The sequence below is a fragment of the Rothia terrae genome (assembly GCF_014705925.2).
GTDB classification, from domain to species: Bacteria; Actinomycetota; Actinomycetes; order Actinomycetales; family Micrococcaceae; genus Rothia; species Rothia terrae.
Genome location: NZ_CP061539.1, coordinates 2,435,507 through 2,447,904 on the forward strand (window position 1 = coordinate 2,435,507; position 12,398 = coordinate 2,447,904).

The window sequence follows — 12,398 nt, forward strand, 5'->3', positions numbered from 1 at the left end:
CTGCAGTAGGCGTTGGGGGACGTCCTCTTTCTGTTCTACCGCAACGATTTTGTCGAAAACAATCTAGCTGGTGCGGTGGGGGGGATGCGCAATGAGCTTTCTTGCAGCGGTTATTTCTACTTTCAAAAACTTGTCTTAAATCCTACCTTTTTTACTGTGAAAGCCACCGGATTTTCTTTACCTCACGGTTAGTGTTTTATAACAAGTTTTAAGAAAAATATTGTTTCTTGAGAAAGCCAGTAAAGAAGCGGACCATGAGCACCATAACGCACAATTCCACCAAGGTTTGAGTGACAACGACGAGCGGAATCCGCGCCGCCACACCAGCATCCGGCAGGGTGGATGCGAGCGCCAACGCAACCGGCATCATCACCAGCGCATTGCGCGTGACACCGGAGAAAACTACAGCCCGGCAAGCATCCGGATGCTGTGAACGCCCTAGCCAGCGCACATATAAGCTGCCTGCCACCCACATGGTAAGCGCAAACACAACATAGACTAATGCGGGAGTTACCAGCGACCGCTGCCCCGCCACCTCATAAAAATGAGCGGCAACCGAGGTAAAGAGCACCAGCATCATCAACGGCATCATAAAGAGTTCTGAAAGTTTGCGCGAGGTCGCTTCTATGCGGGCAAGATTGCCCCCGCAAACGGCAAGTTTTTGAGCACCCCAGGCACACATCAGCGGCACAATCACCGCGCTCAACGCCACCGCTACGTCAGGCGCGCTATCCACAACAGTGGCGAGATTCCACGGCACACGAGACCACAGACCCACCGCCCCAAAGACCCAAAGCCATACCGGAATCATCACCACCTGCCCCAGCAAAAGCGCAGGCGTGGCGCTGAGTAGCTTTCGCGCATCCGCCCCGGCAAGACCAGCAAAAACCACCACGTAGTCAATACACGGTGCGAGCAAAACCAGAGCCACCGTAAAAGTCGTGATGTCATCCAGTGAGTCAAAAATGCTCAGAAGCCCCAGCACCACCAAAGGCGCCAGCAGAGCGTTAACACCAAACAGCAGAGCTAAAAACCCGCGAAATGCTGGTGCCGCCTTCACCTTTTGAAGCGGCATCATCATGAAGGTGGCGGCAAGGAGTAAAGCGAGCGCGGGAAGAATCAGCGGTTCTAAAGATGCGGTCGCCCCGCCCGTGGCCAACGCAGCGAGAGCGCCCATGGAAAGCGCCAGAAGATAGAGAGCTACCTGGTGTTTTTGGATCCATTGCACTGGCGTAGCTCTCCCCTGCGACGTTATTTTTCACTTTCCGCGGATTTGCGCTAAAATTTTCGCGTTTTTACAGCGCAAATCCACGGAAAGTTCAGAAATTAGTACACGTACCCCTCCCCCAACGCGTCGTAAATCCGCTGGGTGACGCGCTCCATCACTGATGAGGTAATTTTCCAGTGCTGCCAAAACAGCGGAATCTCTACCGGCTCATCGGCGAGCTTAACCCAGCGTCCTTCGGCGAGCGCGTCTGCGCTTTGAGTTTCGGGCACAATTCCCCACCCGATACCCATATCAACAGCTCGCACATAGTCCGGTGAGGACGGCACATAGACGCTCGGCGCATTCTGCAGGTTTTTACCCAAACGATATTTGGACGCGATAAACTGGCGGCCACGTTGCTGCCCGAAGTCTTTGTGGTCGTACTCAATGACGGGCGCTTGGGCCAGCTGGGTAGCGGTGAGCGATGCGGGCAGGTCAGGAAAGAAGTCGCGCGCAAATTCGGTGGATGCGACGGGCCAGTAACTGCCGATGCCGAGTTTGTCGACGGCGCATCCGGCGATGGGGTCGGGTTCTGAGGTAACTGCCGCCATGACTTCGCCGGAGCGCAGCAGTGCCGATGAGTGGTATTCGCCTTCGCGTCTTAGGTCGCAGTAGATGTGGTCTTCGCGGGCGAGCACGCGCACCGCATCCAAAAGCCAGGTGGAAAGCGAGTCGCTGTTGACGGCGATTGATACCGTTTGCGCGGATTCGTCGCCGTCCAATTCGCGAGACAGCTCGGTGTGCAAATACTCACTTTGGCGGGCGACGCGCAACACAACTTCACCGGAGTCTGTTGGCGCAACGGGGTTGGTGCGTTTGATGAGTACGCGTCCCGCAGATTGCTCCATTGCCTTGATTCGCTGGGAAACAGCGGAGGCGCTGATCATGAGAACGTCGGCTGCGGCTTCGAAGGTGCCGTACTCGACAACGGTGGCGAAGGTCTTGAGCTGGTCTGCGGTAAAACGAGTCATAAGAGTATCTTACGCACCCAAAGAATCATTAGATTGTCTTAGTGCTTAAAAACTCCTAGTCTCGAATACCGTGACTACCGCAGATTTCTTTTCGCATTACCTCGTTGGACTAACCACGCTACTCTCGCTGATCGTGGCGATTGGCGCGCAGAACGCCTATGTTCTCAAGCAGGGCATTTTGGGCAAGTTCATTGTGCCCATCATTATTTTTTGCACCCTGTCAGACATGCTTCTCATCAGCTTGGGTATTTTCGGCTTTGGTTTTATTTTGCAAAGTGCGCCTTGGTTGCTTGAGGTGTTGCGCTGGGGTGGCGGGCTGTTCTTGCTCTGGTACGGCTTCTCGGCGGCGCGTCGCAGCTTGCACCCCGGTTCTTTGAAGGTGGATGCGTCCACCGAAGGACCGCAGACCCTCGGTAAGGCGATCGCTATTGCGGCGGCGATGACCTACCTGAACCCACACACTTATATCGACACCGTGGTTCTGCTGGGGTCACTGGCTAACCAGCACGGCGAAGAAGGACGCTGGGCATACTACGCGGGCGCTATCACCGGTAGCTTCCTCTGGTTTACCGGGTTGGGCTTGGGTGCGCGCTTCTTGCGTCCGTTGTTTGCGTCCGAAAAGTCCTGGCGAATTCTGGACGGCGTCATCGCGCTCATCATGTTCTACCTGGCGTTCAAGATTATGTTCGGAATGTAAAGCGCATAAACCGCATGTGCCCGCCTTCTTACTTGAGAAGGCGGGCATCTTTTTACCTGTTGCAACGGGGAGCACAGCCCCTACCCCGGCGTGAACTCGTGCGTGAAGCTAGTTGCGTTAAAGCGGTATTTTTCGAGCACTTCGGGGCCGCAGCTGTTGGAGCCAATACCGTTGTGCGCGTAGTCAATCACGAGCACGGTGGAACCGGATTCTTCGAGCTCGTAGTTATGCGCGGCGCGGGTCAGCTCTTCGGTGGTGTAGCGCGAGGCATTGAACGATAAGGCGCGGCCTACGGCATATACGTTCAGTCCCGCATCGGCACCGGAGACCTGCACCATCTCACAGTCACCGCGAGCGCCGTTTTCCTGCGGAGTCACGTAGTCCTCGTGCAACTCCTCAACGGACGCACTGAAGGTTCCATGGAAGCTTGCGCGCTTTTTGTCGGCGTAGTTCTCGTACGGCCCTAAGCCGCGATAGGTCACATGACCCAGCGCCGCATCCACGAAGAACCGCACACCAAAGCGCGGAAGGTCAGGGAACTCGGGCGCTTTCTGCGCCTCTAAACGGCAGGAAATCGCGCCGGACGCGTCCACCCGCCAGGTCGCATCAATCAGCAGGATGCGCTGAACAGTGGGTGCCACCATGCCGATACGCCCTGAAATCTCCACCCCGGCATCCGTCTGGTCAACCTCGCCGCGTGCGGCCACTTCGCCGTGATGCGTCAGCTCGTAGCGGGCGCGCACCAACTCGCCGGCGTCCAAAAAATCTAGGTAGTTGCGCAGGGTTACCTGGCCGGAGTCGGCATCGAAGTTCTCCACTCGCAAGGGACGGTGTACGTTCTGATACGGAAGATACCGCTGGTGCGGAACTTATCTTGATCCTCAAGGTAGGTACCGTCGCACCATTTGAGTACCAGCACCGCCAGCTTATTCGTACCCGGCACTAGTTGATCGGTTACATCAAACTCAGCAGTGGCATGTGAAACCTGGCTGTAGCCCACGTACTCGCCGTTGACCCACACGTAGAAACAGAAGTCCACGCCCTCAAAGTTCAGGTGTGCTGGCGGCGCAGCGTCCTCAGGTGAATATTCAAACTCGGTAATATAAGCGCCTGCCGGGTTTTCATGCGGGACAAAAGGCGGATCCAGCGGAATCGGGTACCGAATATTGGTCTACTGATGCCCGTCAAAGCCGTGGTTCTGCCAGACGCCGGGCACGGGAATCTCACCAAAAGCACCCGCAACAAAATCGCGCGCAAAGAACTCGTCCTGTACGTCGTAGATGCTGTCAAAGTATTTGAACTTCCACGTGCCACTCAGCAACTGAAAGCGGTCCGAGACTTCCCTGTCATGCACCAGCGCCCCCTGCGGGGAGGACGCGGGCACATAGTAAGAGCGCACGGGCAGAGTGTTTTCGTGCAGGACATCGAGGTTCTGGTAGTGCTGAGGAATAATCACGGACGTTCTCTTTTCTACAACGTTGTCGGGGGCGAGATATTAGCGTGATTCGATGCTGTAAACACGCCAGCTGACGGTTTTAGTGTCTCCCGGTGCCAGCACGGTGAGGTTGGTACCGCTGATGAAAGCATTCGCCGGGGCCGTCATGGGTTCCACCGCGAGTGCCCGGCGCGAGGCTCCATCGGAGTACATCTGCACCCATCTAATATCGCGGTCAAAGGAGATGCCTGCACCCTTACCGCTGTCGGAAAGCACGCGCACGCAGGCGCTACCGGTTTCATCAAATTCAATGCCGCCAAAGGCGTGGTCGAGTTCTAAATCTTTGAGCGGGATTTCCTCGCGAACATCCAGCCGCAACTCTTCCACTGGTTTTTCAGCAATCGGCAGCATACGGTCGTTGACTTCGAGGAAAGTGCGCACGGGGGCGCACAGCGTCCATTCATCCACTGAACCTTCAGCGGTATTTCCGTCAGCCACTAGATACGGATGCGACCCCAGCGCATAGGGCGCGTTTTCCGCACCGCGGTTGGTGGCGCTCACGCTCACACTCAGACCGTTTTTATCGACGCTGTAGATTGCCTCAAAGCTCAGTCGGAAAGGGTAGCCCGGCGTCGGTAGAAGATCTAAGGACGCGCACACACTAGAGGGCTGGTCCCCCTCAGCATTCAGCGCCCACCGTTGCCAATCAACCAGGCCGTGGTTAGCGTTGTTGCGGTCAATTTCGTTGACCGGTACCTGATAAGTCTCGCCCTCAAAGGTGTAGGAGCCATCTTCAAGGCGGTTGGGCCACGGCGCGAGTAGGGCACCGCGTGATCCCTCACGAATCTGAGACTCGGATACCGAGAGAATAAGGTCGCGTCCGTCAGGTGCAGTGAGCGATGAAAGGTTGGCGCCCACCTCATAGATAGTGGCGGTATATCCACCTCCGGTAATACGAACGCTACGCCCTTGCGGACTCAACCCATCTACCACGACTAAACCTTTCATTGACTAGTACATATGCGCACTGCGTTCTGCATCGAACGTAGAGAATATAGGATGCAACGACACTCACGAGGACGCCAGCAACGGCGCGCTGCCCCCCGGCGTCCTCATGTTTTAGAGAGCGCCTTCGCCTTCTGCTCGTTTTTCGTCGATGTTCTCGACGCTCGTCAAGATATCTTCAGCAGGAACAGGAGCAAATTTCGCCCAGACGAAGAAGAGAGCAGATGCAATCAGCATAGAGATGCCGGTCCACAGGTTGATGGCGATTCCGCCGGTTAGTGCGCGGTCAGCGGCGGGATCCAGCAAGCCGGTGGCTGTCACCAGAATGCCGTAGACCAGAAAGAGCGCGCCGATGATATTGCGAATATCAGTGCGGCGGGTGGAGCGCACCAGGCGGGCTTTTTCCTGCTCCGTCAATGGCGCGTGCGATGTGTGAACAGCGTTGTCATTTTTCATGATATTTTCCTTATTCTTGCGCTTAGATGATGGGCAGGTAGAAGCCGACGCACAGAGCCAGGGCTACGGTGCCCAGTAGTGCAGGTGAACGGTACCAAGCGGTATCACCGGCTACATGGTCTGACTTCACATCAATGGTTCCGACGCCGTAGACCAGACCCTGTAACTCCTCATCGCTCTTGGGCTTTGTAAACAGCGAAACAGCTACCGAAACCACCATGACAGTTACAAACGAGATGATCGCACCGTAGAGGGTTTCAGCGGTACCCGTTGCGAACAGTGATGGATTCTTGAGGTAGGCGATCCACACGATAGTCGGAGCGATAATACCTGCAACATAGCCCCACAGACCCGCGGCGGGCGTCATGCGCTTCCACAGCAAGCCCAGAATAAATACACCAAATAGCGGTGCGTTAAAGAATGAGAAGAGCGTCTGAATGTAGGTCATGATATTGCCGAACTGCGACGCCAGGTAGGCGGTAAAAATACCGATAACAACGCCGGTAATTGAGACGACGCGTCCTGCCTTGAGGTAGTAGTCATCAGGCATGTTGGGCTTGATGTATTCCTGCCAGATGTCGTAGGTGAAGACGGTATTGAACGATGACACATTCGCCGCCATACCCGCCATGAAGGACGCCATCAGACCGGTCACTGCAACGCCCAGGACGCCCGAGGGCAGGTACATCTGAATGAGCTTGGGGATCGCGTCATTGTAGGTCAGGGTGCCGTCTGCAAACTGGTTGCCAATGGTTGCTGCAGCAATCATGCCGGGAATAACGATGACGAAGGGAATGAGAAGCTTGGGGAATGCGCCGATGAGCGGGGTGCGGCGGGCAGCTGACATGTTCTTTGCCGAGAATGCGCGCTGCACTTCGGTGAAGTTGGTGGTCCAGTAGCCGAAGGAAAGCACAAAGCCCAGTCCGAGGACGATGGCGAGCCAGTTAGCGCCGATGGGATTGGTGACGTCGCCGATGCCGGTGCCCTGCCATGCTGAGAGGTGCAGACGTGAAACGCCGTCGGTTCCCATGAGTGCCGTCTTGAGACCGTTCCACCCTCCGACGCGGTGCAAACCAACGACAGTGAGCGGCACCAGACCAGCAACGATGACGAAGAACTGCATGACTTCGTTGTAGATTGCTGAGGAAAGACCACCCAGGGTGATGTAAACAAGAACGAACACTGCCGAGACAATGATTGCTGTCCACTGGCTCCAGCCGAGCATTGCTTCAACAACGATTGCCATGGCGTAGAGGTTAATGCCCGCAATCAAAACATTAGACACCGAGAACGCAATGGAGTTCACCAGGTGCGCTGCCTTGCCGAAGCGACGCAGCATAAATTCGGGGACGCTGCGCACTTTTGAGCCGTAGTAGAAAGGCATCATGACGAGGCCGAGGAAGACCATCGCGGGCACAGCACCGATAAAGTAGTAGTGCATGGTGGCCATACCAATTTCTGCACCGTTCGCTGCCATACCAAGGATTTCAATAGCGCCCAGGTTTGCAGACACAAACGCTAGACCGGTAATCCACGCCGGCATTGAGCGGCCAGAGAGAAAGAAGTCCATAGAGGTTCTAATGCTGCGGCGCGCAATAACGCCGATGGCTAGAACGGTTACAAAATAGATGATCAGCATCAGGTAGTCGACGAACTTTAGGTCGAGCCGAACACCCTCTGAAGCGGCTTCAAGCACCATCGCTTGCTCCTCTAGTGCGGATGCGCGCAGGCAACCCGCGCGCATGTTTATTTGAGTTTATTTGAGTTTGTTTAAGTTTATTTAAGTTTCACTTATTGAGGGTTGAAAAACAAGCTTAAGCACTACCCCACCTACATCAGCTTCCGAAAAAATTTATTGTCCCACTCATCGACACGCGTCCTCCCCCCCCCAAGAACACCACCGAATATATGCCGTCCCAGAAATGTGGTGCTAGTTTCGCGCGGTTTTGCCCTATTTTTGGTGTACTTACCCCCTATAACCGATACCATTAAGACAAAGCCCGCCTTTTGGCGGTTTTGTTCTGTAAGGGCTGTTGAAATATGACAGCTTGGCACTACGAAGGAGAGTACACATGGAACTCGACGTCACTATTGAAATTAACCGCGGCTCACGCGTTAAGTACGAAATCGACCACGAAACCGGTCGCCTGCGCCTGGATCGCGTACTGTTCACCTCCATGCAGTACCCCACCGCTTACGGTTACTTTGAAAACACCTTGGGCGAAGACGGAGATCCCTTGGACGCTATGGTTCTGATTAACGATGAGCTGGTTCCCGGCGTTCTGGTTGAATCACGCCCCATCGCTGTTTTCAACATGACTGACGAGGCTGGCGGCGACGCTAAGGTTCTGTGCGTTCCTTCCGATAAGCGCTACGACGACGTCAAGGAACTTGAGGACGTTCAGGAGCACGTGAAGGCTGAGATTGCTCACTTCTTCGAGCGCTACAAGGATCTTGAGCCCGGCAAGTGGGTTAAGGCTGAAGGCTGGGAAGGTCGCGAGACCGCTGAGCGCCTGGTTCGCGAAGCTCAGGAACGCTTCGCCAACTCGCACTACGAGTCAGCTGCTGAGGCCGAGGCAGACGAGAACTAATTCTCTGCTCTTTTCTTAAATAAGGATCGCGTCCGCTGTGTGCGGGCGCGATTTTTTGTGCCTTATTGTTGTCGTTTACCGGTGGGACGCGGCGGTTTCAGGCAAGCAACGAGTATGCAGATGAGCGATATACCGATTGAGGGGATCCAGTTAATGAACACGTCGAGCGGATCGCGGCCAGCGATTGCAGACCATGTCCAGATAAGAAGCGTGGCAAACAGTGCGAATAGCATGAGCGTTAGAGCTGTTACGGCCATTCTTTCCGAAGGTTTTTGGGGCATTGCCTGTTCCTTACATCCTCATTCCGGTGGTCAGCTGCGATTTTCTTAAAGTTCATCATAAATAGTGCTTGCCTCTCCACCCTTAAATGATTATATTTAAATCACTAATAATCATAAGTAATCATTTTTGAGCATGGAGAGTCTTTTGCTGGCAGACGAACGTCAAACACTCATCGTTGCAGAAGTAGACCGGCTGGGTACGGTCTCAACTGCAGCTCTTATTGAACGCTTTGGCGTCTCACCCATCACTATCCGCCGCGACCTCGCGGAGCTGGCAGCAGAGGCGCGCATCATTAAAATTCACGGCGGTGCAAGATCCATTCACACATCCGCCAACCCTAGCTACGCTGAAAAGTTCAAGCATCAGCAGGAACAAAAACAGGCAATTGCTCAAGCCGCAGCTGCATTCATCACCGACGGCACTTCTGTTGGCATCTCAGCGGGTTCTACAAGCGCGGCTTTCGCATCCCATATTCAAGGCCTCAACGAGCTGACGGTTGTCACGAACTCCATGCGCGTTGCTGACGAGTTCAAAAATCCCTCCATCAACCTTCTGATGACCGGTGGACGCCGCAGCCCAGCAGATGCACTCGTCGGCCCCCTGGCTATCAAGTCGTTAGAAGACATCCATGTGCAGACTCTTTTTACGAGTACTCACGCTGTTGATTTGGCGTCGGCTTTTTCAACGCCGGATGCTGAAGAAGCGGCACTTCTCAAGCACTTTATATCCTCCGCAGAGCGCGTCGTGATGGGGTTTGACCACAGTAAATGGGGGGTCACCAGTTTTATGACGTTCGCGCAGTGGAGCGATATTGATGTCGTTATTACTGACGAAAAAACTCCCGAAACAGCTATCTACCAGATGAAAGATCTCGTAGAAGAAGTGGTGATTGCACAATGACTGTAGATCAGCAGACCCAGGTTCCTACAACAACTCAGCTGTCGGTGCGACGCAATGCATTGACGGGGCGTTACCGTTACTACCGTGTGCCGGATGCGCCGCTCAACTCTAAGCTCGCACACCTGCAGCAGAATTTTTCGATTGTTGAACCATCTCAGGTGCCCCCCGATGAGGCTGAAGTCTTCTGGAGCACCACCGTCGATGATCCGAAGCTTACGCCTTTCACGTCCGACGCGGCCGCGCATCGACTGGATTTTTATATCGATACGTTAGAACGTGTTGCTCTTTCTAACCTGCATTACTCACATGCGCTGGTGGTTGAGAAGGCACGCCGTTCAAGCGTTGGTGCGGAGTTTACGGCCTTTAATTCTCCTGCACCTGAGGTTCAGCTGGCACATGTTCAGGGCAAGCGCTGGGAAGAGAGCCATGCCAGCGACTACCTTTCTGACATTCTCGTGGCTGAACTTGTCGATGGACGCCGCATCCTGCTCAATAATGATCATTGGGTGGCTTTTGTGCCTTACGCGCCTTCAGCGGCTTTCGAGATCATGGTGTTGCCTAAGCGTCCTGCGCACAATATTGTTGCGCTCACTGACTCGATGCGTGCGTCGTTGGAACACACTTATCGGCAGATTACTGAGCTAGTACTGAACGTTTTGGGCGCGCAGACCCAGGTGGATTTCCGATGGGTGATGACGCCTGTCGCTCACCAGACGAGCCTGTCACGCATGTGGCTTCAGTGCACTGCTAATCAGCAGCTCGGTAATTCTCCGGAGGAGTTGGCGCAGATTCTCAAGGCATACCTGTAGAACTGCCGATAGGGCGCTGCGTAGACCAGCGGGATAAGACAAGGGCGTCTAGCCCCGCTTTTTGTTAGCTCACGCCAAAGCCACCGTTGCTGTGCAGAATCTGTCCGTTGATCCAGTGCCCCGCATCAGACAGTAGAAATTCGATGAGGTGAGCGGTGTCTTCAGGGGTGCCTAAACGTCCTGCCGGGGTGCTTTGTGTAAGAACCTGTTCTAGCTCTTCGTTCATCCATCCGGTGTTGATCGGTCCGGGGTTAATGCCATTGACGCGAAACCCTTGCCCTCCAAGTTCTACCGCCCCAGCGGCAATGAGACGATCTAGAGCGCCTTTGCTCATGCCGTATGGCAGGTTATACGCCACGTGATCACTGGTAAGAGCCACAAAACTCTTAGTAGTTTCTTCAAACAAAGATGCATGTGCATACTCTGCATAGGCTTTAAGCAAAAGCCAGTTAGCTCGGGTATTTACCGCAAAGTGCCTGTCAAAGCTTTCAATCGAAGTGGTAAGGATATCGCTATCAATGCTTTCAGCGTGCGAGGTGATAACTGCCCTCACTTCGCCTAGCTGAGCTGCGTGCTCTATCAAGGACGCTGGCGCCTCCGCCTCTTGAAGGTCCAGTTCAACGGGCTGTATGGTTACCCCACGTTGCTGGCCAAAATGCACAAGCTCATCAAGATCGTTCTCGTCGCGCGTCAGCTCTGCCCTATCGTCATAGGAGTGTAGGTAATTGACGCACACGTTCCAGCCGTTTTCAGCGAGTTTCTTCGCCGCAACGTAACCGATACTGTTCGCACGTCCCACCCCGGTAATGAGAGCTGTTTTATTCACCGCTAGCCTTCTTTCACTTCAGTGCCGATAAAGCGAGCAAAGCTTCCCAGCAACTGCTGCGCCGCGTCCTTATCGTGCTCAAAGACGCCCAGCTCAGCATCAGGTTCAATATCCTGGGGTTTGATAACATCTGAAGATATTTCTACGATACTTCTTTCGTCCTCTTCATCGAAGGTAAAGCTTAGCCCGCCATCAAATGCGCCGTTGAGTACGCCCTCTAAAGGTTGTACAGCTACCACGTCGAGTGGAACCAGGTGAACTACCTGAGCCAGTGGTTGCAGCTCCCCCTCGGCTGTTTCTTCAATAAGTAGCTCGTCACCGATTTCTACGTGTGCTTCGTGGGAGCTGCGTAAGTCTACCGACCACCACAGGTGGGTGTATTCCGTGAATGCTTGCCAGAGTTCTGCCGGTGACAGTTCTGATTCGATCCACAGCCCAGTTCTACTCTCGGGTGGGGCAACTGTCTCAGGTGCCGGTGTTTCATCAATCTGGTGTGAGAACAAGGAGCTCATGTAACTAGCTTACTCAGTAGATACTTGTGACAGTGTTCTAGTTCTTGGGTACCGGAGGCCCCATCATCAGGAGCGCTACGAAGACGATAACGATAACACCCAGGATGGTGAGTGTTGAGATGAGAGGCTTGCGTAGGACGACAGTTTGGAGATGCTCTAATGCGTTATGGGGAGTGTCTCCCCCAGGAGCTAGTCGCCAGCCTCCTCGGAGTAATCCTCGCTTGTTGAGGTACATTTCGTAGGGCACGGTAGCGAAGGGGATAACGGAAAGCAGAATACCGGTGATCCCTACCGGTGCTTTCCATTTCTGGTTAACCCACACGAACACGGTTACTGCTACGTAGCTGAGGAATACAAAGCCGTGCACGCCACCTGCTGCTGAGACGAAGTCAGCGATGCCTGTTACTCTGCAGATGAGCGCGCTAATGAGGCCTGCCCAGGTGATCATCTCAGCGGTTGCGAAGATATTGAAGAGTTTGCGTGGGGTAAAGGTCATGAAGCTATGTCTTCTATCTATGAGTTATAAGTACGAGTTTCTACTCTAGTACCTGCTGGTGAACTGTTCCGTTAGGCTCTTGGTGTGTATGTGGACGCTGACGCTTGTGTGGAGTTCGCTCTGGGGACGCCGGTGGTGTCTTGTGGGTGGA

General features: G+C 54.3%; 16 protein-coding genes. 4 read left to right on the plus strand and 12 right to left on the minus strand.

Annotated elements, in window-relative coordinates; translation table 11 throughout:
- Positions 1 to 208 precede the first annotated feature (208 nt).
- Positions 209 to 1,228 carry an arsenic resistance protein gene (locus tag IDM49_RS11060; RefSeq protein WP_190724547.1) on the minus strand — a complete coding sequence of 340 codons (1,020 nt, stop codon included), beginning with the start codon at positions 1,226 to 1,228 and terminating at the stop codon, positions 209 to 211.
- Between the two features lie 98 nt (positions 1,229 to 1,326).
- On the minus strand, positions 1,327 to 2,238 hold the full coding sequence (locus tag IDM49_RS11065; RefSeq protein WP_190724548.1) for an ArgP/LysG family DNA-binding transcriptional regulator: 912 nt from the start codon (positions 2,236 to 2,238) through the stop codon (positions 1,327 to 1,329).
- Between the two features lie 70 nt (positions 2,239 to 2,308).
- Between IDM49_RS11065 and IDM49_RS11070 the strand changes: the two genes are divergently transcribed.
- Positions 2,309 to 2,935 (plus strand): LysE/ArgO family amino acid transporter, encoded by a 627-nt coding sequence (locus tag IDM49_RS11070; RefSeq protein ID WP_190724549.1) that lies wholly within the window; start codon positions 2,309 to 2,311, stop codon positions 2,933 to 2,935.
- 80 nt (positions 2,936 to 3,015) lie between these two features.
- Here IDM49_RS11070 and IDM49_RS12325 read toward each other — a convergent pair whose 3' ends face one another.
- From IDM49_RS12325 to IDM49_RS11090, 6 genes are all read right to left on the minus strand, one after another.
- A complete protein-coding gene (locus tag IDM49_RS12325; protein WP_228008104.1) occupies positions 3,016 to 3,753 on the minus strand; it encodes a beta-galactosidase small subunit in 738 nt (245 codons plus the stop codon).
- Positions 3,720 to 4,100 (minus strand): sugar-binding domain-containing protein, encoded by a 381-nt coding sequence (locus tag IDM49_RS12330; protein WP_228008257.1) that lies wholly within the window; start codon positions 4,098 to 4,100, stop codon positions 3,720 to 3,722. Before IDM49_RS12330 ends, IDM49_RS12325 begins: the two co-directional genes overlap by 34 nt.
- Positions 4,101 to 4,106: 6 nt before the next feature.
- Positions 4,107 to 4,391 carry a hypothetical protein gene (locus IDM49_RS12335; protein WP_228008105.1) on the minus strand — a complete coding sequence of 95 codons (285 nt, stop codon included), beginning with the start codon at positions 4,389 to 4,391 and terminating at the stop codon, positions 4,107 to 4,109.
- A gap of 39 nt (positions 4,392 to 4,430) precedes the next feature.
- Complete coding sequence (locus IDM49_RS11080; protein ID WP_190724550.1) at positions 4,431 to 5,363, minus strand: aldose 1-epimerase family protein; 933 nt, start codon at positions 5,361 to 5,363, stop codon at positions 4,431 to 4,433.
- Positions 5,364 to 5,489: 126 nt separating this feature from the next.
- Entirely contained in the window at positions 5,490 to 5,831 is a 342-nt protein-coding gene (locus IDM49_RS11085) for a hypothetical protein (RefSeq protein WP_190724551.1), read from the minus strand.
- 22 nt (positions 5,832 to 5,853) lie between these two features.
- Entirely contained in the window at positions 5,854 to 7,530 is a 1,677-nt protein-coding gene (locus IDM49_RS11090) for a sodium:solute symporter family protein (RefSeq protein WP_190725498.1), read from the minus strand.
- Between the two features lie 373 nt (positions 7,531 to 7,903).
- Between IDM49_RS11090 and IDM49_RS11095 the strand changes: the two genes are divergently transcribed.
- Entirely contained in the window at positions 7,904 to 8,422 is a 519-nt protein-coding gene (locus tag IDM49_RS11095) for an inorganic diphosphatase (RefSeq protein ID WP_168615498.1), read from the plus strand.
- 62 nt (positions 8,423 to 8,484) lie between these two features.
- On the opposite strand, the gene IDM49_RS11100 is transcribed toward IDM49_RS11095, so the two are convergent.
- Positions 8,485 to 8,703 carry a hypothetical protein gene (locus tag IDM49_RS11100; protein ID WP_193836657.1) on the minus strand — a complete coding sequence of 73 codons (219 nt, stop codon included), beginning with the start codon at positions 8,701 to 8,703 and terminating at the stop codon, positions 8,485 to 8,487.
- 133 nt (positions 8,704 to 8,836) lie between these two features.
- On the opposite strand from IDM49_RS11100, the gene IDM49_RS11105 reads away from it, so the two are divergent.
- A complete protein-coding gene (locus IDM49_RS11105) occupies positions 8,837 to 9,604 on the plus strand; it encodes a DeoR/GlpR family DNA-binding transcription regulator (protein WP_168615500.1) in 768 nt (255 codons plus the stop codon).
- Complete coding sequence (locus tag IDM49_RS11110) at positions 9,601 to 10,413, plus strand: HIT family protein (RefSeq protein WP_190724553.1); 813 nt, start codon at positions 9,601 to 9,603, stop codon at positions 10,411 to 10,413. The genes IDM49_RS11105 and IDM49_RS11110 overlap by 4 nt, the downstream gene beginning before the upstream one ends.
- Positions 10,414 to 10,477: 64 nt before the next feature.
- On the opposite strand, the gene IDM49_RS11115 is transcribed toward IDM49_RS11110, so the two are convergent.
- Genes IDM49_RS11115 through IDM49_RS11125 form a run of 3 tightly spaced genes read right to left on the minus strand, consistent with a single transcriptional unit; the run spans position 10,478 to position 12,247 of the window.
- The gene (locus IDM49_RS11115) at positions 10,478 to 11,239 is read right to left on the minus strand and encodes an SDR family oxidoreductase (RefSeq protein ID WP_190724554.1); all 762 of its coding nucleotides are present in this window, start codon (positions 11,237 to 11,239) and stop codon (positions 10,478 to 10,480) included.
- 2 nt (positions 11,240 to 11,241) lie between these two features.
- The gene (locus tag IDM49_RS11120; RefSeq protein WP_190724555.1) at positions 11,242 to 11,751 is read right to left on the minus strand and encodes a hypothetical protein; all 510 of its coding nucleotides are present in this window, start codon (positions 11,749 to 11,751) and stop codon (positions 11,242 to 11,244) included.
- 37 nt (positions 11,752 to 11,788) lie between these two features.
- Positions 11,789 to 12,247, minus strand: coding sequence for a DUF3817 domain-containing protein (locus IDM49_RS11125; protein ID WP_168615504.1), 459 nt, complete (start codon positions 12,245 to 12,247; stop codon positions 11,789 to 11,791).
- Positions 12,248 to 12,398 lie beyond the last annotated feature (151 nt).

Coding starts and splice junctions, on each gene's coding strand:
- IDM49_RS11110 (WP_190724553.1), top strand. CDS start 9,601: ATGACTGTAGATCAGCAGACCCAGGTTCCTACAACAACTCAGCTGTCG.
- IDM49_RS11105 (WP_168615500.1), top strand. CDS start 8,837: ATGGAGAGTCTTTTGCTGGCAGACGAACGTCAAACACTCATCGTTGCA.
- IDM49_RS11120 (WP_190724555.1), bottom strand. CDS start 11,751: ATGAGCTCCTTGTTCTCACACCAGATTGATGAAACACCGGCACCTGAG.
- IDM49_RS11125 (WP_168615504.1), bottom strand. CDS start 12,247: ATGACCTTTACCCCACGCAAACTCTTCAATATCTTCGCAACCGCTGAG.
- IDM49_RS11065 (WP_190724548.1), bottom strand. CDS start 2,238: ATGACTCGTTTTACCGCAGACCAGCTCAAGACCTTCGCCACCGTTGTC.
- IDM49_RS11090 (WP_190725498.1), bottom strand. CDS start 7,530: ATGGTGCTTGAAGCCGCTTCAGAGGGTGTTCGGCTCGACCTAAAGTTC.
- IDM49_RS11085 (WP_190724551.1), bottom strand. CDS start 5,831: ATGAAAAATGACAACGCTGTTCACACATCGCACGCGCCATTGACGGAG.
- IDM49_RS11100 (WP_193836657.1), bottom strand. CDS start 8,703: ATGCCCCAAAAACCTTCGGAAAGAATGGCCGTAACAGCTCTAACGCTC.
- IDM49_RS11095 (WP_168615498.1), top strand. CDS start 7,904: ATGGAACTCGACGTCACTATTGAAATTAACCGCGGCTCACGCGTTAAG.